Origin of the sequence: Methylophilus sp. Leaf414 (assembly GCF_001425425.1) — a bacterium.
Classification (GTDB): domain Bacteria; phylum Pseudomonadota; class Gammaproteobacteria; order Burkholderiales; family Methylophilaceae; genus Methylophilus.
The window spans coordinates 365,434-386,082 of record NZ_LMQQ01000003.1 but is presented as its reverse complement, the minus strand read 5'-3'; the positions used below and the strand labels follow the sequence as shown (position 1 = coordinate 386,082).

18 protein-coding genes are annotated in these 20,649 nt (G+C 49.4%); 7 read left to right on the top strand and 11 right to left on the bottom strand.

The window, feature by feature from the left end:
• Positions 1–21: 21 nt before the first annotated feature.
• The gene (locus ASG24_RS08725) at positions 22–1,329 is read left to right on the top strand and encodes a chloride channel protein (protein ID WP_055870297.1); all 1,308 of its coding nucleotides are present in this window, start codon (positions 22–24) and stop codon (positions 1,327–1,329) included.
• A 30-nt stretch (positions 1,330–1,359) separates the two neighbouring features.
• Here the strand turns inward: ASG24_RS08725 and ASG24_RS08720 are convergent, their stop codons facing one another.
• The 5 genes from ASG24_RS08720 to ASG24_RS08700 all read right to left on the bottom strand — a co-directional run bounded on the left by ASG24_RS08720 (position 1,360) and on the right by ASG24_RS08700 (position 5,818).
• Positions 1,360–2,460, bottom strand: a complete 1,101-nt coding sequence (locus ASG24_RS08720; RefSeq protein WP_082488043.1) for a mechanosensitive ion channel family protein — start codon at positions 2,458–2,460, stop codon at positions 1,360–1,362.
• A 148-nt stretch (positions 2,461–2,608) separates the two neighbouring features.
• Positions 2,609–3,355, bottom strand: coding sequence for a phosphatase PAP2 family protein (locus tag ASG24_RS08715; protein WP_082488042.1), 747 nt, complete (start codon positions 3,353–3,355; stop codon positions 2,609–2,611).
• 30 nt (positions 3,356–3,385) lie between these two features.
• On the bottom strand, positions 3,386–4,186 hold the full coding sequence (locus tag ASG24_RS08710; protein ID WP_055870291.1) for a metallophosphoesterase: 801 nt from the start codon (positions 4,184–4,186) through the stop codon (positions 3,386–3,388).
• On the bottom strand, positions 4,183–5,199 hold the full coding sequence (locus ASG24_RS08705; RefSeq protein WP_055870287.1) for a diacylglycerol kinase family protein: 1,017 nt from the start codon (positions 5,197–5,199) through the stop codon (positions 4,183–4,185). Before ASG24_RS08705 ends, ASG24_RS08710 begins: the two co-directional genes overlap by 4 nt.
• 235 nt (positions 5,200–5,434) lie before the next feature.
• Positions 5,435–5,818: a DUF6232 family protein gene (locus tag ASG24_RS08700; RefSeq protein ID WP_055870284.1), complete on the bottom strand. Its 384-nt coding sequence runs from the start codon at positions 5,816–5,818 to the stop codon at positions 5,435–5,437.
• Between the two features lie 170 nt (positions 5,819–5,988).
• Between ASG24_RS08700 and ASG24_RS14425 the strand changes: the two genes are divergently transcribed.
• Positions 5,989–6,144, top strand: a complete 156-nt coding sequence (locus tag ASG24_RS14425; RefSeq protein WP_156376542.1) for a PEP-CTERM sorting domain-containing protein — start codon at positions 5,989–5,991, stop codon at positions 6,142–6,144.
• 206 nt (positions 6,145–6,350) lie between these two features.
• On the opposite strand, the gene ASG24_RS08695 is transcribed toward ASG24_RS14425, so the two are convergent.
• From ASG24_RS08695 to ASG24_RS08680, 4 genes are all read right to left on the bottom strand, one after another.
• Positions 6,351–7,229 carry an alpha/beta fold hydrolase gene (locus ASG24_RS08695; protein WP_055870282.1) on the bottom strand — a complete coding sequence of 293 codons (879 nt, stop codon included), beginning with the start codon at positions 7,227–7,229 and terminating at the stop codon, positions 6,351–6,353.
• A 2-nt stretch (positions 7,230–7,231) separates the two neighbouring features.
• Positions 7,232–7,852, bottom strand: a complete 621-nt coding sequence (locus tag ASG24_RS08690) for a LexA family transcriptional regulator (RefSeq protein ID WP_055870279.1) — start codon at positions 7,850–7,852, stop codon at positions 7,232–7,234.
• 151 nt (positions 7,853–8,003) lie between these two features.
• Positions 8,004–8,378 carry a DsrE family protein gene (locus ASG24_RS08685; RefSeq protein ID WP_055870276.1) on the bottom strand — a complete coding sequence of 125 codons (375 nt, stop codon included), beginning with the start codon at positions 8,376–8,378 and terminating at the stop codon, positions 8,004–8,006.
• A 114-nt stretch (positions 8,379–8,492) separates the two neighbouring features.
• Positions 8,493–9,377, bottom strand: coding sequence for a LysR family transcriptional regulator (locus ASG24_RS08680; protein ID WP_055870273.1), 885 nt, complete (start codon positions 9,375–9,377; stop codon positions 8,493–8,495).
• Between the two features lie 179 nt (positions 9,378–9,556).
• Here ASG24_RS08680 and ASG24_RS08675 point away from each other — a divergent pair, with 179 nt between their 5' ends.
• From ASG24_RS08675 to pdeM, 5 genes are all read left to right on the top strand, one after another.
• Positions 9,557–10,198, top strand: a complete 642-nt coding sequence (locus tag ASG24_RS08675) for a pyridoxamine 5'-phosphate oxidase family protein (protein WP_055870269.1) — start codon at positions 9,557–9,559, stop codon at positions 10,196–10,198.
• 226 nt (positions 10,199–10,424) lie between these two features.
• Entirely contained in the window at positions 10,425–11,546 is a 1,122-nt protein-coding gene (locus ASG24_RS08670) for a ligase-associated DNA damage response exonuclease (protein ID WP_055870265.1), read from the top strand.
• On the top strand, positions 11,543–13,306 hold the full coding sequence (locus ASG24_RS08665; protein ID WP_055870261.1) for an ATP-dependent DNA ligase: 1,764 nt from the start codon (positions 11,543–11,545) through the stop codon (positions 13,304–13,306). Before ASG24_RS08670 ends, ASG24_RS08665 begins: the two co-directional genes overlap by 4 nt.
• Entirely contained in the window at positions 13,303–16,098 is a 2,796-nt protein-coding gene (locus tag ASG24_RS08660; protein WP_055870258.1) for a ligase-associated DNA damage response DEXH box helicase, read from the top strand. Before ASG24_RS08665 ends, ASG24_RS08660 begins: the two co-directional genes overlap by 4 nt.
• A gap of 219 nt (positions 16,099–16,317) precedes the next feature.
• Entirely contained in the window at positions 16,318–17,016 is a 699-nt protein-coding gene (pdeM, locus tag ASG24_RS08650) for a ligase-associated DNA damage response endonuclease PdeM (protein ID WP_235562364.1), read from the top strand.
• A 59-nt stretch (positions 17,017–17,075) separates the two neighbouring features.
• Here the strand turns inward: pdeM and ASG24_RS08645 are convergent, their stop codons facing one another.
• Together ASG24_RS08645 and ASG24_RS08640 are read right to left on the bottom strand one after the other, a co-directional pair.
• The gene (locus ASG24_RS08645; protein ID WP_055870252.1) at positions 17,076–17,624 is read right to left on the bottom strand and encodes a GAF domain-containing protein; all 549 of its coding nucleotides are present in this window, start codon (positions 17,622–17,624) and stop codon (positions 17,076–17,078) included.
• A gap of 350 nt (positions 17,625–17,974) precedes the next feature.
• Positions 17,975–20,530 carry an EAL domain-containing protein gene (locus ASG24_RS08640; protein WP_055870249.1) on the bottom strand — a complete coding sequence of 852 codons (2,556 nt, stop codon included), beginning with the start codon at positions 20,528–20,530 and terminating at the stop codon, positions 17,975–17,977.
• Between the last annotated feature and the right edge of the window lie 119 nt (positions 20,531–20,649).

Genomic DNA, 20,649 nt, shown 5'->3' with positions numbered 1-20,649 from the left:
CCTTAACGAAGAAAAACAATAATGTTCAGCCAATTAAAAAAAATAGTGTCATCGATTCAACTAAGTGATGTTCATGCCTGGCTGGGCAGATTCATTATCTGGTCGGCCGCTGCTGCCACAGGTCTTGTGATCGTTCTTTTTGCAAAGGCTACCGAGAAAGCGATCTCATTTTTTGAGGGGATTCAATCCGAGATTTGGTGGGTATCTATTTTGATGATGCCTGTGGCAGGCATTTTCATTATATGGGTTACCACGACCTGGTTTAAAGGAGCTTCCGGTAGTGGCATCCCGCAAACGATGGCGGCTTTAAATCATGATGAACACCAGCCTATCAGTCATTTGATATCCATAAAGATAGCCATTGCTAAATTCTTCCTTGTCACATTGGGGCTTGCCGCGGGGTTTTCGGCAGGGAGAGAGGGGCCATCTGTGCAGGTTGGTGCAAGTATCATGCACAGCTTTCGAAGATTCTTGCCGGCAAGTTTCACCATAGACCCTAAACACCTGATACTTGCTGGCGGTGCAGCGGGCATTTCAGCCGCTTTTAATACGCCATTGGCAGGGATTATTTTTGCCATTGAAGAGTTAAGCCGTAAATTCGAACAAAAAACCAATGGCGTCATGATTACAGCGATTGTGCTGGCCGGGCTGGTTTCTATTTCTATTCAAGGTAATTACACTTACTTTGGTCATCTGAATGTGGGCATCATCAATAAGGATATTTTGCTGCCGGTACTGATCTGCGGGCTGGTTTGTGGGGTAACCGGCGGTATTTTCAGTAAGGTTCTGATCGAGTTTTCAGATAATCTGCCCGGTAAAGTCACGACCTTTCGCACGAATCATCCCTATTACTGGACAGGGTTTTGCGCTTTGTTGGTGGCAGGGCTTGGCATTGTGAGTCACGGAGCGGCGAATGGCTCAGGATATTCGCTGACTAAAGCGATGCTGCATGGCTCAATCGATGAAACTTGGTACTATCCAGTGGTCAAGTATCTAGCCACTATTTTCACGTATTTAAGTGGCATTCCCGGAGGGATCTTTGCGCCAGCGCTTTCGATCGGGGCAGGCATAGGCTACGACCTCGCGAGTATCTTTCATTATGATGGAATGGTGATTGCGATGACCGCTTTATGTATGGCTGGCTTTCTGGCTGGGGTTACACAGGCACCCATTACCTCATTTATTATCGTGATGGAAATGATAGACGGGCACGAGATGGTCATCAGCCTGATGGCGGTTTCACTGATCGCCACCGCGACTTCGCGTGTATATAGTCGCCCGCTATATGCAGTGCTTTCTACCAAGTTTGCAAAAGGTGTGCAAACCTAGTAGGTGCTAAGCAGTATTTTATAGCGCTTGTCACTGTAATGAAGGGCTCAATGCACCTTCAGGAAGTCGCATTTTCAGCTCAGCATTTTTAGACAGATTCAACGTCATGGTCGGGAAAGCAAAGCTGACGTTCATGGATTCCAGTTCGCGCATCAGGTATAAATTGATGGCTTGTTGTATATCCATATATATGTTGTAACTGCTATCCAGCACGTAATAAACCACTTCAAAATCCAATGAGCTAAGCCCAAATCCCTTAAAGTGGGCGCGGTCGAATCTGGTTTGGGATTGTGATGTAATTGCTTGCTTAACGATCTCCGGTATTTGTTCAACCACATCTGCTTTGGTCCCGTATGTAACGCGAAACTCAAAAACCACTCGTCTTTCTGCCATGCGTTTGTAGTTATGAATGGTGTTTTTAAGTAACTCAGTATTGCCACAGACAATCTGTTCGCCACTCAGGCTACGAATATGTGTGGTCTTTAAACCAACGCGCTCTACCGTGCCGAGCACATCACCGAAAATAATAAAATCGCCGATCACAAATGGTTTATCCAAGCCGATCGCTAGCGATGCAAATAAATCACTGAGTATATTCTGCACGGCTAAAGCAACTGCCACCCCGCCCACGCCCAGACTGGCGACAAAAGCGGTGATATTCACACCCATGTTTGCCAGGATACTTAGCAGCGCAATTGACCAGACAACCGTTTTGAAAATCCAGGAAAGCATCGTGGTCAGCACTGCATTTTCCGCTGAGCCATCGGTGGCGACCACTTTAGCTTTAGCCCATAGGCTGATTCCTTTGCTAAACCATATCGCTACCTGAATACCAATTACAAAGAAAGACAGATAATCCAGGCGAGTCACCCACTTGGCGTTCAACTCCAGGAAGTGCATGGCAAACAGCAATGAAAATAATGCAAACGTTAATTGATTGGTACTGCGCATTACCTCGATAACCAAATCACCCAGTTTTGTCGGGTTTGTTAAAGTAAATTTAGAGATTTTCTTAATGGTAAATTTCCGGATCAGCAGCAATCCCACATAGGTGATCGCGAAAATCAGCAAGGTATAGAGCCACTCATTGATGGTGAAACTTAGAAATTTATATTGAAGCCAGCTATTCATTTCTTTCCTTATATGAAAGGTTAATGATTAGTCAGGATGTTTATTTGAACTTACAGAAGAAGCAAACGAGGTTTTGAGAATTTCACAAACAGAAACACTAACCATTACCCAACACAGAGAAAGTAGGATAAAAATGAGGTTTGATAGTTCAATAAAAAATTGAACGTTGTTGGTAATAAATACGATGGCTATGGATGGCGGTTAAACACAATACCAGCCAGGCAATGGCTTCCAGAAATGCTGCCAGTACATCACTTAGATAATGCGCGCCTAGATACAGTCGGCTAAACGCAACCAGTACAATCATCGCAGAAGCGATCAGCAGAATAACTGCGGCTCCACTCCGCGAATGCGTTTTTGTAATCAGCAGTGCAGCCAATACGCCATAAAAAACCGTACTGGCAACGACATGCCCGCTGGGGAAACTGTAGGTAGTCAGCGTGATAAGTGGATTTTCAAATGATGGGCGCGCCCGGTGAAAAATTTGCTTGGCAAGCAGATTGAGCAGCATGCCTCCTTGCACAATTAACAAAATCGCCAAAGCTGCATACAACCGTTTTTTCCAGGCGAGCGTTAACGTTATTAAAGCGGCTATAGGGCTAATCACCCAAGGATCATGCAAGTTGGTAATGATAAGCAGGCATTGAGTTAACATTGGAGAGCCATGCTCATGCAACCATTGGGCAATTTCGATATCGACGACTGTCAGCGTACCACCGCTGACAACATTGTTGGCAATAAAGCCAAATAGTGACCCTGTGAGCATCACCATTATGCCGCCGAGCGTTATATGGATCCGCAGTGATTGAGGGCTATCCATCACTCGACAACCCCAAACCACCAGCATAATAACGAGAGCGACGGACAGGATACTGCCAAGTAAAATCCACGACATGGTCAGCGTTTAACCCTAGTTTGCATATCCCTAAGAAAGCTTCAATAGCTTGTTTTCTGCAATGATAAACCGGGAGGATGCTGCATCAAAATCCATCCGCTCCACTATGCAAGAACGCAGTGCTGAGTCATAGCGGATAAGATTCACTGAATTTGGCTTTTTTTCGCGTACCCGCTTCGATACGGCAGTACCCGCGGACACTATCCAGAATGGGCGTGTGACATCCTGAAACTTTTCTTGCAGATTGCGGATGTAGGCTAGATGAATATGCCCACTTAAAATCAGGTCTGCCCCCGCCGCTGCCCAGGCCGCTATCGCCTTTTGGTGCCCATGCAGCAAATTCTCTTTATCGCTTTCGCGCTCAACGTATACCGGCTGGTGCACAACGACGATACGCAACTGATTTGGTGATGCGCTCTGCAATTTTTGAGAGACACTTTCAATTTGTTGCCTGGAAACTTCACCATCCGCATGACGCCAGGGCCGAGTGGTATTCACACCAATCACCTGTACATCCTGATTGGAAAATTGTGGCGCAAGCACCTGACCAAAAACGCGTCGGTAATTGCCATAGGGATTAAAAATACGCGCGAAAATATTAAACAGGGGAATATCGTGATTGCCAGGAATCACCAGCTTAACCGACGCAGCCAATTGATCCAGAAAGCTGCGGGCGCTATCAAATTGTGCGGCACGTGCACGCTGCGTGACATCTCCGGACAGGATGGCGATATCAGGGCGTATTTCTTGCGCTAGCTGCAATAAAGCAGCCATTACTGGTGGTTGCTCGGTTCCGAAATGGGTGTCGGAAAGATGTAGGATCACACTCATACTTCGTTTCCTGACGAAATATGGGCAACCAGTCGCAAGGGCTTGGGCCCGACTCGGAATGTTAAAGGCGGCTGCATGCGGGAAACTTCACCATCCATCGCCACCTTTACAGAACGCTTGTGGCGGCGCAATAAGGGTTCAACCACCAGCTGACGACAGGCAAAGTGGGTGACATTCTGCGATTTGCTCAGCACGCCTAGCATGCCGTGAAATGCCACCGCCACCCGTTCAGTTGCTGTCATAGGCGGGAGTGCAATAATGGCAAGCTGTCCATTTTGGACCTGTTCAGATTCAGGCTGGAGGCCGATAGCCTCTAGCTGTATCGCGTTGTTGCCTACAAAGATTGTTGAAGCAGGCAGGACTTCCTCCCCGCTTTCCTGTTGCCCGCCACTATGCTCAATGCGTAGCAGCATTTTGATATCGCGCTTTAACAAGGTAAGAAAAGCCGCCACTTTGGCGACCGCGCGGTTACGGCCATGCTGCTGTTTAAACTCCTCCCGGTCTGCAAGTAGTTGCGGATAGAGCCCCAGGCTGGCATTCACCAGAAAAACCTCATCATTGAGTAGCCCCACCTGTATTTGCCGCTCACTACCAATACGCATGCCATCAATCAACGCTTTAGCGGCTAACGCCACATCCTGCGGTATTCCATTGTCACGCGCAAAGTAATTGAAGGTGCCTAGTGGCACTATGCCAAACGGCAATCCGGCAGCCAGCACCTTCTGCGCGACAAAACGTATGGTGCCATCCCCGCCCGCTGCAGCGACCACCCCATGACGATGACTTGCCTGTTCCAATGCCTTGTTGGTCATTTCTGGCAGGTCTGAGCCGCGCTGGCATAAAAATAGCTCATAGGGCTGCTCAGCCTCGTGAAATATTGTTGCCAATTCATTGGCGACCGTCGCTGCATCTTTTGCGCCGGAACCGGCGTTTAAGACGATAAATAGTGGAGGAAAATGATTGGATGGATTCTCTGCAGAATGCGGCGGTGGTTGCGGGAGTGAGTTGTTCATATGTTTAATACATAAAGATGTTCATGAAGTTTCACACCTTTTGCAGATTTAATCCATACAAAAAATAATTGTGTTAATCATTAACGAAATAATTAATCATCTGAACATAAAATCTTTTAGGAAAATGCATGTATGCAATCTCGGATTGAAGCGGCAGATCGTGGGCAAAAAAATCTCTCGCATCCTTAATCAAGCTAAGGATCACGAGAGGCAGAGGAATCTAACTCGAAATTACTTACACTTGCGCTGAGCTGCCACGCAAGGCAAGTGCGACATTCAAAGCTGTCAGCACGTTTTCAACATCTAAAATGTTATCGCCTATGACTGCCTGGATATTGCCAGCCAAAGTATGGATTACCACTGCGTATTGTGGGGTGGCAAGCAGCCACATGACCGCACCATAGACCAATGAAAAGGTGCCGATCAAAGGTAAGTTACCATTACCAAAGAGCATTAGCAGACCGCCAATCAGGCAAACTTTAGCCATACCCAAGTTTGGGCTAAGCTTCTTCGATTCGACCGTTGTGACATGTTTGATGGGGATCGGTTTACCATTAACAATAAACCGGCTATTACTGACACTTATGCCGTGATGACTGAAGTAAATGGACTCTTCCATAAATTTACCTCCATCTAAGTGATAAAATGTGTTAACATTATATTACTATAAATATACAATAAATAACAATATATTTTAGTCCTTTAGTCTTAGCCAATGTGGGCCATTGTTGTAACACAATGCCCCTCATAGAATTCTCAGTGTCACCACTAACAACAATAAAGAAAAATATGTTTCAGAAATTGATTTTTACTACAGGCTTGCTCACTACAGCAGCAACTAATGCCGCTTCATCTACTAACTCTCCAGTGCCTGAACCAGAAAGCATTAGCCTGATGCTGTTTGGCGTGGGACTGATTGGTGTGATTGTGTTTCGTCAGAAATAGACGAGTGTTTGAATAGTAGTTGCCAGTATCGTTTTAACCTTGCCTGGTACGCTACCTGTGACTCTTACTGAGAGCACTGACGGATTCCGAAATACAGGATTTTGAGAGCTCAAAGGCTGATTCGCCACCAGCTAGCTATCAAAAATCCGTTTTTGCTGCACTGTTTATAAGTGAACCCCAAGATTCACTTATAAAATGAATTTACCTTAATACGCACCTGCAGTCTGCAGAGAGAACCTGCCTGGTTTCTTGATATGATTTGTGGACGTTACTTTTGGTTTTAGAAATGTATCAATTGCCGCAGCCAGGCGCGCAGGTTCATCGTACGGTAACCCATGCCCGACATCAGGAATCAGCTTGTACTGCAGATCCGGATTGAGTGCATGCAATTCGCGCGCTGTCTCGGCAGACACAATACCTTCGCTGCCAAGCACCAATAACGTCGGTACATAAATATTGCGGATCAGTTCGTCAAATTCGGGGTTAGGCGGAATCAGCACATCAAATGCGTTCTCGCTGGTGCGTAACCTTGCCTGCACAATGTATTCGATGACCTCGGATGAGCGATAGCGGTACCTGGCTTTGGCTTCCCTGAATAACTCCTCTTTGGTCGACTTCAGCATCTGCCGGTGTTGCTCAACCATATCACTCTCGTACACGCGGTTTTGAAATTCAGGGCTGACAAACGTAGGGTCGGCCAGGATAATGCCGCTGACAGCGAAACCCAACCGGCTGGCAACCATTGCCGCCGTCATGCCGCCCATCGAGTGACCAAGCAGGTAGGGTGATTTAATATCCAGCGTCCTGATCAGCTCGATCACATCATTGGCATGGTCTTGATAGGTGTAGCCATGCTGTGGCGCACTGGAATAACCATGGCCGCGTGCATCAGGCATGATGATGTCGAAGTGCTCTTCTAGCTCACGCGCCAATTGCGACCAGCACGCACCACTACCGGTCAAGCCATGCAGCGCGATTAGTGTAGGCTTGTCTGAGCCACCCGTTCTTAAATAGTGAATATTGATGCCGTTTGCGCGGCACATCGTATCCATCCAGTTTGCAGAAATAATGTTTTTGCGTGTCATGATTAAAACTTCCTGAAAGAACCGGTCACCACACCCCAGATTGCGAATTGCATTTTGCCCTGGATGAGGATAGGTTCATATTTACCTGAAGAGTTGGCCGGCAATAACTTGGGGTCGCCGTTCTTTTGTTTGGCTAAGGTTTTGATGGTGAATTCGCCATCAATCATCGCCAGCACGATATCGCCTATCGAAGCCTGTTTTCTTTTATTCACAATTGCTTTATCACCGGGCAACAACCCGGCTTCAATCATGGATTCGCCCTGGATAGTGACAAAAAAAGTATTGGCCGGGTCCTGGATCAAATAACCATTCGGGTCCATACGCGACTCTTCATCGCTATCAGCCGGAGATGGCAAACCGGCGGGCACTTTGGACTGGTAGAGCGGCAAACTTAAACTATCCAGCGTTTCGGCTAACTGTGCAAACTCACCCACACTATCCAGATTGCCTTCCATCTGGCGCAGCCGTTGCTTCTTGGCATACGCCTCCAGAAAGCTGGCAATGACCGGCTTTTGACTGTCTGGCACTCGGATAACGCTGGTGGCTTCCATGTAAGTACCGGTGCCATGCTTGCGGCCTGAACCAGGTCTTTTGCCACCATTTTTCTTGTCTTCTTTACTCATGGATTTTATTGTAACAACAATCAGTTTTTATTGTAACAATAATCAGATTAATTTTATGTAAATAGTTGAAGTGTGATGATGCGGATAAATCACAGCTCTTTTTAACTGGTCGCTAGCACCTATATTTCAGGCGCTAGTGACAGAATGGCAATCAGAAATTGAAGATCGTGTAACCGTCGCTGGATAACTGGGCGATGCTGGTCAAGCCTGACGTACCCGGCACACTGTTATCCGTTATCAGATCGAAACCATGTTTTTCTGCCTCGTCCCTGGCACCAAACACATCCGCGCAGCCACATGAAACACCGGCGACCACATCAGACACTGCGGAATACAATTGATATAAAGGATGACCTACTTTGTTCAGGTGACTAACCCAGCGTGTGCCGGCGCCCTGAAAATAAACTGCAACGTCTATGTTTTTCTGCTTGAAATCATAGGCGGCTGCCAGGCCATTGAAGGCGCGTCCCAACGCTTCTTCACCGCCGTGGGTGGGATCGGAAAAAATGATGATGGCTGCTTTCATGTTGCTCTCCTTTGTTCGGGTGATGTCTTGATTGACAGCCCGAATGTTAGAGATTGAAGGCAGTGGGAAAAACTACTTATGGTGAAATGGATTGTTTCGCCAGGCGCAATATCGTCAAGGATTCAATTTTCGGTTGGCACGCAAGTTTTCGACAATGTAGTCGATGAAGCTGCGTACTTTGGATGAGCCTAGTTTATCTTCCCTGTGCACCACATGCACAGGCCAGGGCTCTTCTTCATAGTCTTCGAGGATCACATGTACGGCGTTTGTTTCAATCTCGTTCCACACCTGGTATGAAAGCAGACGCGCAATACCCAAGTCGCCGATGGCAGCCGCGAGTGCCGCATCATTGCTGGTAACGGTCAGGCGCGGATCCATACGTACCTGTAACGGCTCATGACCGGCTTTAAAATGCCATTCGGTATGCGGTGATACGGCGCTGGATGAAATAATGGAATGCTTAGTCAAATCAGCGGGCTGCCTGGGCGTGCCGGATTTTTCCAGATATGCGGGCGATGCACAGAGTACCCGCCGGACCTCCCCTACTTTGATCGCACGCAGCCCGGAGTCAGGCAAATGCCCGATACGGATCGCGACATCCATCCCTTCATCCACCAGGTTGGTAACGCGGTCTACCAGGTTTGCCACCATATTGACCTGCGGATAACGTTGCATGTAATCGATCAGGCAAGGCATGACAAACAGGCGCCCGAACATCACCGGTGCGGTGATTGAAAGCGTGCCACGCGGTGTGGCATTACTTTCAGCAACCGCTTCATTCGCCTCGGCAATGCTGACCAGGATAGCCCGCACATTTTCGTAATACTGACGGCCGGCATCGGTGAAGCGCACATTCCGTGTGGTTCTTTGCAATAGCCTGGCGCCCAATTGCTCTTCGAGCGCCACTACCGCACGCGTGACTGCCGCAGGGGAAATATCCAGCTTGCGAGAAGCAGCCGCAAAGCCGCCCTCTTCAGCGACGCTGGCAAACACGCGCATTAAATGAAACTGGTCGATAGTATTTCTCCCATTATTACGTTTCTCTTATACATTCATTAACGACAAGGTCACCTGCAATATTTCTGTGGGCGAAATAATGTATTGCGGCTAGCCCTGATTCTCTCCTTCGCATTATTTACTAAAATTCGTCCATCAGTAAACAAGCAGAGGAGAAGATCATGACTGAATCATTCGCTTCAACATTGGTATCCCCCAGTGACGTCGTATTCACAGCAGCAGTGAAAGCCAGACAGGAAGAAATGGGGTCGAGATCGGGCTATGCAAAATTCGAAAGCACCCGCGGTTGGGAATCCCGCGTGACACCAGTGCTGGCCGAATTTATTGCAGCGCAGACCAGTATGTACATTGCCACGGCCAATGCAGAGGGACAACCTTATATGCAGCATCGCGGCGGTCCGCTAGGTTTCCTGCATGTGCTGGATGAGCAAACGCTGGCCTTTGCCGATTATGCGGGTAACAAGCAATACATTACGGCGGGCAATCTGGATGAAAACCCAAAGGCGCAGCTTTTCCTGATGGATTACGCCAATACACAACGCGTCAAAATCTGGGGCGAGGCGAAGATTGTGACCGGCGATCAGGCGTTAATCGCACGCGTTTCTTCACCCGATTATCCGGCCAAGGTTGAGCGCGTGATCGTGTTTACCATCAAGGCCTGGGATGCGAATTGCCCTAAACATATTCCGAAACTCTTAAAAGTAGAGGATGTGATACCGGCAATTCAGGAACGTGACCAGAAGATTGCCGCCCTGGAATTGCGACTGAAAGAACTGGAGAGCAAACTCTCCGCCGCAAACTAAACGAAAGTGTGCGGAAAGGGCCTGACTTTAAGCTGAAGTCAGGCCCTTGGCATATTAAAAACATCAATCTTGTCTGTTGAAATGGTTTTGGAAATTTGCATGCACTTTCAGCCTGCGCTCTACAACATACCCGCTTGCTTTTTTATGCAGGCATGCAGAATGAAATTGTATTAGTGCTGTCATATCCCCATATTTAATCATCCGGATAAATGTTGGATTTAACCTCATGGAACTAGTGGTAGCCCGTCCCGAAGGCTTGTATTGCCCACCTGGCGACTTTTACATTGACCCCTGGCGGCAGGTAGAACGTGCCGTCATCACGCACGGGCATGGCGACCACGCGCGCACTGGTCACTCGCATTACCTGGCTGCGGCCGCTGGTGAAGGTATTCTGCGCAAGCGCCTGGGTGAGGATATTAATCTGCTGACGCTGGAATATGGCGAAGTAATCAATCACCATGGTGTGAAGCTGAGCCTGCATCCCGCCGGGCATGTACTGGGTTCTGCCCAGGTGAGGCTGGAATACAAAGGTGAAGTATGGGTAGCTTCAGGCGATTACAAAGTAGAGCCCGACGGCACCTGCGCGCCGTTTGAAAGTGTACGCTGCCATACCTTTATTACCGAATCCACCTTTGGCCTGCCGATTTACAAATGGCAGTCGCAGGACGAGATTTTTGCTGACATCAACCAGTGGTGGCAAAGCAATGCCGATAACAATCGTGCCAGCGTGCTGTTTTGCTATTCTTTCGGTAAAGCGCAACGGTTGCTGTCCGGGCTAAACCCGCACATTGGGCCGATCCTGGTCCATGGCGCGGTCGAACCCTTGAATAAAGTCTATCGGGAAGCGGGCGTCAACCTGCCAGCCACCCAATATGTCAGCGACATGCAGGATAAATCTCAGATAGGCAAAAGCATCGTGCTGGCTCCGCCCTCAGCGCAGGGTACACCTTGGATCAAACGTTTTGGTGATTATTCGGATGCGTTTGCCAGTGGCTGGATGCAGTTACGTGGCACTCGCCGACGTCGTGGTGTAGACCGCGGTTTTATTATGTCTGACCATGCAGACTGGCCTGGTTTGCAAACTGCCATTCAAGCCACTGGTGCCGAACGCGTGTTTGTCACGCACGGGCAAGTACACCCCATGGTGCGCTGGTTATGCGAGCAAGGTCTGGATGCGCAAGGCTTTGTCACCGAGTACGGTGAAGAAGCAGCTGAAGCAGAAACAGACCTGTCACCTGAATCTTCAGAAAGCAGCCAAATGACGGAGACTGCTTTGCCACCCGAAGCCGGGCTGCCAGCGGAGACTGAGGGCAGCGAGCAAATGAACATAGCAAAGGCGACCGTTTGAAAGCATTTGCCGATTTATATAGCAGGCTGGATGCAACCACCAGCAGCAATGCCAAACTGGCTGCGTTGCGTGATTATTTCCTGCTAGCCTCTCCTGCCGACGCCGCCTGGGCCGTCTATTTCCTGGCTGGTGGCCGTCCGCGCCAACTGGTTCCCACCAAACTTTTACGTGAACTGACACTCACTGTAGCCAGCCTGCCGGAATGGCTATTTGAGGAAAGCTACCACTCGGTGGGCGACCTGGCGGAAACCATGGCGTTGCTGTTACCAGAATCCGCGCATACGTCAGAAGAAGGTTTGGCCACCTGGATAGAAAACAAACTACTCCCGCTGCGCGGCCTGGCACCAGACGTGTTGACCCTGCAATTGACACCGTTATTGCAACAACTGGATCAGCGCAGCAAGCTGGTCTGCATCAAACTGATTACCGGCAGTTTCCGCGTTGGTGTTTCGAAACTGCTGGTCACGCGTGCCCTGTCTGCGGTGGCTGAAATAGATGCCAAGCGTATCGCCCAACGTCTGGTTGGCTATACCGACCTTTCGGCACGTCCGACTGCCGAGCATTATTTAAGACTGATTGCGCCGCTGAATGAAGAGGGTGACGAGCGTAGCGAAGGCCAGCCTTACCCATTTTTCCTCGCCCATCCTTTACAGTTGCCGACTGACGAGTTTGAAACTGCGATTGGCAGCCCGCAAGACTGGCTAGTGGAGTGGAAATGGGATGGTATACGCGCGCAGCTGGTCAAACGCGACGGCCAGCTATGGGTATGGTCGCGCGGTGAGGAACTGGTGACTGACCGTTTCCCCGAATTGAATGTGCTGGCGGAAGCCCTGCCGGATGGTACGGTAATTGATGGCGAGTTGGTGGTCTGGAAACATGCGCCTGCGCCTGATGTTGAAGTTGACCCTGAGAAGATAAAAGATCAAATCGCCGACCAGCCTGCGCCCCAAAGGACACAAGGGCAGGTTCAACCGTTTGCCTTACTACAACAACGCATAGGCCGTAAAACGTTAACCGCTAAAATCCTGGAAAACCTGCCGGTGGTGATCCTGGCTTATGACCTACTCGAATGGCAGGGTGAGGACTGGCGCGAACAACCGCAGTCTGCCCGCCGTGATCAACTGGAAAAGGTTGTTCTGACCTGCAACCGGCCACAATTGCAGCTATCGCCTTTAGTCACAGGCAATAGCTGGCAAGACCTTGATCGCCAGCGGGAAGCCTCGCGCAGCCTGGGTGTGGAAGGCTTTATGCTCAAGCGCAAGGATGCGCAATACGGCATAGGCAGAACCAAAGATGTCGGCGTGTGGTGGAAGTGGAAGATAGAGCCTTACACCGCAGATGCGGTGCTTATCTACGCGCAGACCGGGCATGGCCGCCGCGCCAGCCTGTATACCGATTACACATTTGCGGTGTGGGACAGTGCCCAGGGTAATCCGGATCGGAAATTGGTGCCATTTGCCAAAGCGTATTCCGGCCTCACCGATGCCGAAATGCGGGAAGTGGATGCGATTATCCGTAAAACCACGGTTGAAAAATTTGGCCCCGTGCGCAGCGTAAAACCGACCCTGGTATTCGAGCTAGGATTTGAAGGTATTTCTTTAAGCGGACGCCATAAAAGCGGCATCGCCGTGCGCTTCCCGCGCATGCTGCGCTGGCGGCAGGATAAGCCGGTGGCAGAAGCCGATACCTTACAGACTTTGCAGGCATTGTTGCCGCAGGTTTCACGCCCTGAACCTAAAGAAGAAGCGGCTCTGCCATGACCCTGGAAGCCATCAAAGAGTTGACGCTGCCGCCTGCTGAGGCTAGTGAAAAGCCCAAACGGAGTGCTTTTCAGTTAAGCCGGCAATGGTTTGCTACACATCAGTGGCAGCCATTTCAGTTTCAGAAGGATGTTTGGCAGGCAGTGGCAAATGGTCAATCCGGTATGCTGCACGCGACCACCGGCGCCGGTAAAACCTATGCAGTATGGATGGCGGCAATTGAGCGTTTCGCTCTCACAAAACCGAAGGCATCCGCTAAACATTTAAAGACGGCTGCTGAGAAACTTGCCAAACGAAAAGTAGTGATGCAGCCGCTGACCGTATTATGGATCACGCCCATGCGTGCGCTGGCCGCAGATACCGAGCGTGCATTAATGACGCCAGTGAATGAATTAAACCTTGATTGGAGCATTGGTTTACGAACAGGCGACACCAACAGTGCTGAGCGCTCGCGGCAATCCAAGCGCCTGCCGACCGTGCTGATCACCACACCGGAAAGTCTGACCCTGTTACTGACGCGTCCGGATGCCGCCGACACTTTTGCCAGCCTGAAAATGGTAGTCGTGGATGAATGGCATGAGTTGATCGGCAACAAACGTGGTGTGCAGTTGCAACTGGCCCTGGCGCGCCTGCGACGCTGGCAGCCAGCATTAATCACTTGGGGATTATCGGCAACATTGGGGAATTTGCAACATGCCATGGATGTCCTGATTCCCGGCGTATCCGATAGAAGCCCCTCTGGTCCAGACGCATCCAATACAAAACAATTCAAACCGGTGCTGGTGCAAGGCAAGCTGGCGAAACACCTGGTGATAGATACTTTATTGCCGCCCGGCATTAAACGTTTCCCCTGGGCCGGGCATTTGGGTTTACGCATGCTGCCGCAAGTAGTGGAGCAGATTGAATCCAGCCCCAATAGCCTGATTTTTACCAACACCCGCTCGCAATGCGAAATCTGGTACCAGGCTTTGCTGGAAGCGCGTCCGGACTGGGCGGGTTTGATTGCACTGCACCACGGCTCACTGGACAGGAATGTACGTGAATGGGTAGAAAATGGCCTTAAAGAAGGCACGCTAAAAGCCGTGGTCTGTACCTCCAGCCTGGATCTGGGCGTGGACTTTCTGCCGGTGGAGCGCGTATTGCAGATAGGCTCGCCCAAAGGCGTCGCACGCCTGATGCAACGTGCAGGCCGCTCTGGCCATGCGCCCGGCCGCGCTTCGCGCCTGACCGTAGTGCCTACGCATAGCCTGGAGCTGATCGAATCGGTGGCCGCCCAGGATGCGATTGCGGCACGTAATGTGGAGCCACGTGAATCCCCGCAAAAACCTTTAGACGTATTGGTGCAACACCTGGTGACGATTGCGCTGGGTGGTGGTTTTACTGCAGATGACTTGCTGGCAGAAGTGCGCAGCTGTTACGCCTACCGCCATTTAACCGATGAAGAATGGCGCTGGGCGCTGGCGTTTGTGCAACACGGTGGCGAGTCGCTGACTGCCTACCCGGATTATCGCCGCGCAATTCCAGACGAAAACGGCGTCTGGCATGTGCCGGATGCAATTCTGGCCCGACGGCACCGCATGAGCATAGGCACCATCGTCAGTGATTCCAGCATGGTGGTTAAATTCTGGAGTAAAGGCGCGTCTGGCAAGAGCTTGGGATCGGTGGAAGAAAACTTTATCGCGCGGCTCAAACCCGGTGACCATTTCCTGTTTGGGGGACGCCTGCTTGAACTGGTACGCGTGCATGAAATGACTGCTTTTGTGAGCAAAGCTACAGGCAAAAAAGCCGCTGTGCCGCGCTGGAATGGCGGGCGCTTGCCGCTTTCTACCGAGCTTGCCAATGCGATGGTAACGCGTATGGATGCGGCGGCGCACGGCCATTTCGATGGCCCGGAAATGCAGTTGATCAAACCTTTGCTACAAGTGCAGAGCAACTGGTCCGCATTGCCGACCAACCTGAATTTGTTAGCCGAATCCATGCACTCGCGTGAAGGCTGGCATTTGTTTCTATACCCTTACGCCGGGCGCAGCGTCCACGTCGGGCTAGCCAGTTTACTGGCCTGGCGGGCCGGCAAGCATCAGCCGAATACGTTTTCCATTGCGGTGAATGATTATGGTATCGAACTGCTTTCCGCCACAGCGGTGGATTGGGATGCGTTATTAACAAAAGATATTTTTTCAACCGATAACCTGCTCCAGGACGTGATTGGCAGCCTGAATGCAGGCGAACTGGCACAAAGACGTTTCCGCGAAATCGCGCGTATTTCCGGACTGGTGTTTGCCGGTTTTCCCGGTGCGCATAAAAGCGCCAGGCAGGTACAGGCTTCATCCAGCCTGTTTTTTGATGTATTCCGCAAATACGATCCCAATAACTTATTGCTGACGCAAGCGCAGGAAGAAGTGCTGCAACAGGAATTGGAGATAGCGCGCCTGTCTGCCACCCTGCAACATCTGCAAAGCAAACAAATACAATTAATGCATATCAAAAGACCGACGCCGTTTGCGTTTCCTTTACTGGTAGAACGTTTCCGTGAAAGCAGCAGCTCGGAAAAACTGGCTGACCGTATTGCCCGTATGGTGGCCGACCTGGAAAAAGCCGCTGGCGCTGGCGCTTACATCCCGGAAGAGAGCGTGGACGCGCAGGCAAAATTCAACGTGCAGGAGAAGGTGTATAAAAAACGTGAACGCGTGCGCAAAACCGGTTTGCCCATGGAACCAGATAGTGAACATGCAACGAATCCAAAACGACGTCGTAGCAGAATCATTCCGCCAAAAGCGCGACATGGGTTTTGATTTATTCGTTCGTCATTCTTTCGCAGGGTGTATCAGGGGTTTCATAGAGCATGCTCTATGCCTGCGGAACGGCTGGCTTATGCAAAAGCCAGCGCGCCCTGCAAGGGAGAATCTAGGCGAGATGGCATATAGAGTGATGGCTAATTATTACAACGCTAGGTATATGAGTTGTCGGATACTGGCCGTCGCCAGTATGACGATTAAGAATAGTCGAAGTTAATGATGAAAAATGAATACCCTTTAAACATAGGCTCAACCACTTTTCTGTTACTCGCCGACAAAGCCATTTACTGGCCGCAGCAGAAAGCGCTGTTGATCGCAGATGCGCACTTCGGCAAGGCCGCGGCATACCGTGCCTTGGGTCAACCTGTGCCACAAGGCACCACTAGCCAAAACCTTCAACGACTGAACGCACTGCTATCTGCTTACCCGACCGAGCAACTGATTTTCCTGGGAGATTTCCTGCATGCGCCCAAGTCGCATGCACCGGCCACTTTGGCAGCGTTAAGACACTGGCGTGCGCAACATAAATCGATGAAATGTATCCTGGTACGCGGCAATCACGATAAAAATGCCGGTGACCCGCCAGCGGATTTGAATATTGAAACAGTGGGTGAGCCTTACCTGATGGGCGATTTTGCGTTGCAACATATTCCCGCACCCCACCCTACACATCATGTGATTGCTGGCCATATCCACCCTACTTTCCGTTTGCTGGGCAAGGGTCGGCAGCGCCTGATTTTGCCGTGCTTTCACCACCAGGAAGGCATGACTTTGCTGCCCTCTTTTGGTGACTTTACCGGCGGGTTTGTGATGGAGAATAAAGCAGGTGACTTTATTTGCGTGACAGATGGTGAATGTGTCTGGTCAGTTCCGCACAATCAGCAGCGAATAAATAACGAAGCGTTCAATATCTAACGATGAAGCAAGCCAGAGGAAAAGTAAGAGGAGATGATCGGCCGAGCTTAAATAAGCACCTATACAGGCTGATTAGTGTGCTGAGTCGCTACTTTATTCAACTCTTGCAGGGAAATTCTTCTCGCAAGCAAGGCTTTTGTTGTGATGTTTGCGAGGCCAGTCAACACCTGTTTCTGCATATCATTCAGTGCATTTGGTTTAGTATCAATCACACACACAGTACCAATCTTTTCCCCTAGAGGCAGGGCAATCGGCGCACCAGCATAAAAAACAATATTAGGATGGCCTGTTACCAGTGGATTATCCAGAAAACGGCTATCTTTGGTTGCATCCTTGATCTCCATCAAGCTATTTTCACGGATGGTATGCGCACAAAACGCCAGTTCACGACTAGTTTCCCTCACACCCTCTAAACCAACCTGTGCCTTAAACCATTGTCGCTCACTATCTACCAGGCTGATCAGGGCGATTGGCATCCCGCAAACCTGGGAAGCCAGCAATGCAATGGCATCAAAAACAGCCTCGTAAGGGGAGTCTAAGATAAGCAGTTTACGTAAGGCCGAAATACGATCAGGTTCGCTAAACTGCTCTTCATAGTGACTGACCATAACAACCTTTATTATCGAATTATAAACATCAGAGTGTACTATTGTTTACCACAGTTTCATACAAATAATGGATGTGAAAACTACACAAAGGAGAGTATTTAGTTATTTTTTTATGGTGAACAAACTACCAGGAAAGACAGGAAAATATTCATTAATATCAATGTATTGCAAAAATACCCCATATTTCATTGCTAAAGACATGCATCTTTCCATGAGTAAAAATTTGAATATTTCTTGCTGTAACTATTCTTGCGATAAATATAGGGTTATTTTTATAAGCGGGCTTATTCATGATCAAGATTTTGTTAGCACTTTTCTACAAGTCAATGTTAAAACCAAACTGCAACCCATTACCTTTTCCTCGCCAAAAGCCAGGTTTCAAAAACAGCCTGCGGCAAGGGTTTTGAATAGAAATATCCCTGGATAAAATCGCAGCCCATGCTGTTTAACAGTTCCAATTGCGCTTCAGTTTCTACACCCTCTGCAATGACTTTCAATCCTAATTTATGCGCCATCATGATGATGGCTTCAACCAGGGGGAAATCAGTAGATTCAGCGGCTATATTAGTAATGAATGTACGGTCAATTTTCAGGTAATCGACATCAATGCGCTTGATATAAGCCAGCGAAGAATAACCGGTGCCAAAGTCATCAATTGCAACTTCTATCCCCGCTTCGCGGAAACGCATCAGTTGTTTGGCTGTTTTCTGGGAGGCATCCAGCAACACGCCCTCGGTAATTTCTACGCACAGGCAGTTATTGGTATTGGCCGCTGAAGCAAGCAGGGTGAACCATCTGTCGAAATAAGTAGTGTTTTTGAATTGCGTCGGTGAGAGGTTGACGCTGATCTGGAAATCCGGGTGAAATTGGGTACGCCATTTCAGCGCCTGCGCCAAACTCTCTATGAGTACCCAGCTGCCTATTTCATGGATCAGCCCAGTCTCTTCCGCCAGAGGGATAAACTCTGCCGGACTGACCATGCCCATGGTACTGTGCTGCCAGCGGATTAGGGCTTCGGCTTTTGTCACATTGCCGGTTTTAAGATCGACCACCGGTTGATAATAAATTTCGAATTCGTTATTCAGCAATGCGCTGCGTAACTCACGCTTTTGCTCAGAGCGACGGGTTGCCACATATTGCATTTCCCGGGTGTAAAAAGAATACTGGTTGCGACCCAGCTTTTTGGCTTCGTACATTGCCTGGTCGGCATTTTTAATCAGGCTGGAGGCATCGGCTGCATCGTCGGGGTAGACAGTGACACCGATACTGGCCGAGATATAAGTGGCGTGCGTATCGACCATAATCGGCGCCTGCAACAACTCAAGAATAGAGGTGGCGACCTTGATCGCGGTTTGATATTCGTGCACATCGACCAGAGTTACCGTGAATTCGTCGCCACCCAACCGCGAAGTGCAATCCGTCACGCGTATCACTTGGTTAAGCCGCCGCGCGACTTCAATCAATAACTGGTCGCCGCCTTGATGGCCCATGGCATCGTTTACTTCCTTGAAACCATCCAGATCCAGGTAAAGCAAGATGACTTTGGTGCCCAGGCGATTGGCACGGAACACCTCTTGTTGCAGGCGTTCCTGGAATAAACGGCGGTTTGGCAAATGGGTTAGCGCATCGTAATTCGCTTCATACCAGATGCGCTCTTCATGTTTCTTTTTCTCGGTAATATCCGAAAACAGTACCACGCGCCTGAACGGCCGCCCTTTGTCATCGTTAGTGGTGTTGACAGTTACCCAGTTGATATATTCTTCACCGGTTTTTTTAATGCCGCATATTTCTCCACGCCATGAACCGTTATCCTGCAGGTCTTTGCGAATGGCCTCATAAAAATCCCGGTCATGCCTGGGCGAGCCAAACGTGACAGGATGGTGACCGATGACTTCAGATGAGTCATAGCCGGATATCTTGGTGAAAGCCGGATTGGTCGCAATGATGATGCCATTAATATCCAGCACCAGCATGGCTTCACTGGTATTTTTAAAGATAGAATCTGACAGCCGTAACTCTTCTGCAGTACGATGACGCTCGATAGCGATACGGGCCAGGTTGGAAAGATATTCCAGTTGCTCAATATCCGCCGCCAAAGGCGTTTTCGGCGCTTTGTGATAAATCGCGAAAGTGCCCGCCACATCGTTGTCGTCCACAATTATCGGCACCGACCAGCAAGAGGCCAGCCCATACTTGGCAGCAAGTTCTTTGTAACCTTCCCAGCGCGGATCGGTCTGTATATTTTCGACATACACCGGCCTGCCTTCAAATGCAGCAGTGCCACACGAACCTATATCAGGACCAACCTGTAAATTCTCTATCGCTGCGGAATAGCCTGGCGGCAAGCTTGGAGCGACATAATTTTTCAGGAGTTGCTTATTCTTATCCAGCAAATGGATAGAGCAAAAACGTTCAGGATTTTCTTCTTCTACCCCGCGCACAAGATACGCAAGTATGCTTTTCAAAGGGGCATTGTGCGCCACCAGATCCAGCACATGATTTTTGATATGCTCGCGCGTTTCGGCACGCTTACGATCAAAGATAGGCCGCACTACCGCACAGTTATACTCCTGGCCTTGATACTCAATGTAGTTGGAGTTGATTTCAACCGGTAAGAATTGACCATCTTTTTTTCGATGTTGCGTTTCAAATGTCCGCGAACCCAGCGCTTTTAGCCGCTCTAAATGTGCAGCCCAAACCTCAGGTGTGTAACTCAAATCGATATCAAAAATTTTGAGTTTATAAATTTCTTCTTTGGTATAACCAAGCGCTGTATACGCCGCCTCGTTCACATAAATAATGTCGCCTGCGCTATTGATACAGGTAATCCAGTCTTGAATTTTACTCAATGCAAACCGCGAAAATAAAGCAAAGTCCAGAAAGTCTCCATGGTCGGCAACTGGCATGGCAAATCCTCCCAAAGTGCAAAATCTGCTGGCTACAGATCTGTATATATGAGCAACATTTACTCAGCCATAACCACTAGACAATATTTATTCCAATATAGTTGTGTGAAGTTAAACCT

Bases quoted from the DNA above. Each gene is read 5' to 3' on its own strand.
- ASG24_RS08725 (WP_055870297.1), top strand. From the start codon at position 22: ATGTTCAGCCAATTAAAAAAAATAGTGTCATCGATTCAACTAAGTGAT.
- ASG24_RS08720 (WP_082488043.1), bottom strand. From the start codon at position 2,460: ATGAATAGCTGGCTTCAATATAAATTTCTAAGTTTCACCATCAATGAG.
- ASG24_RS08715 (WP_082488042.1), bottom strand. From the start codon at position 3,355: ATGTCGTGGATTTTACTTGGCAGTATCCTGTCCGTCGCTCTCGTTATT.
- ASG24_RS08710 (WP_055870291.1), bottom strand. From the start codon at position 4,186: ATGAGTGTGATCCTACATCTTTCCGACACCCATTTCGGAACCGAGCAA.
- ASG24_RS08705 (WP_055870287.1), bottom strand. From the start codon at position 5,199: ATGAACAACTCACTCCCGCAACCACCGCCGCATTCTGCAGAGAATCCA.
- ASG24_RS08700 (WP_055870284.1), bottom strand. From the start codon at position 5,818: ATGGAAGAGTCCATTTACTTCAGTCATCACGGCATAAGTGTCAGTAAT.
- ASG24_RS14425 (WP_156376542.1), top strand. From the start codon at position 5,989: ATGTTTCAGAAATTGATTTTTACTACAGGCTTGCTCACTACAGCAGCA.
- ASG24_RS08695 (WP_055870282.1), bottom strand. From the start codon at position 7,229: ATGACACGCAAAAACATTATTTCTGCAAACTGGATGGATACGATGTGC.
- ASG24_RS08690 (WP_055870279.1), bottom strand. From the start codon at position 7,852: ATGAGTAAAGAAGACAAGAAAAATGGTGGCAAAAGACCTGGTTCAGGC.
- ASG24_RS08685 (WP_055870276.1), bottom strand. From the start codon at position 8,378: ATGAAAGCAGCCATCATCATTTTTTCCGATCCCACCCACGGCGGTGAA.
- ASG24_RS08680 (WP_055870273.1), bottom strand. From the start codon at position 9,377: ATGCGCGTGTTTGCCAGCGTCGCTGAAGAGGGCGGCTTTGCGGCTGCT.
- ASG24_RS08675 (WP_055870269.1), top strand. From the start codon at position 9,557: ATGACTGAATCATTCGCTTCAACATTGGTATCCCCCAGTGACGTCGTA.
- ASG24_RS08670 (WP_055870265.1), top strand. From the start codon at position 10,425: ATGGAACTAGTGGTAGCCCGTCCCGAAGGCTTGTATTGCCCACCTGGC.
- ASG24_RS08660 (WP_055870258.1), top strand. From the start codon at position 13,303: ATGACCCTGGAAGCCATCAAAGAGTTGACGCTGCCGCCTGCTGAGGCT.
- pdeM (WP_235562364.1), top strand. From the start codon at position 16,318: ATGATGAAAAATGAATACCCTTTAAACATAGGCTCAACCACTTTTCTG.
- ASG24_RS08645 (WP_055870252.1), bottom strand. From the start codon at position 17,624: ATGGTCAGTCACTATGAAGAGCAGTTTAGCGAACCTGATCGTATTTCG.
- ASG24_RS08640 (WP_055870249.1), bottom strand. From the start codon at position 20,530: ATGCCAGTTGCCGACCATGGAGACTTTCTGGACTTTGCTTTATTTTCG.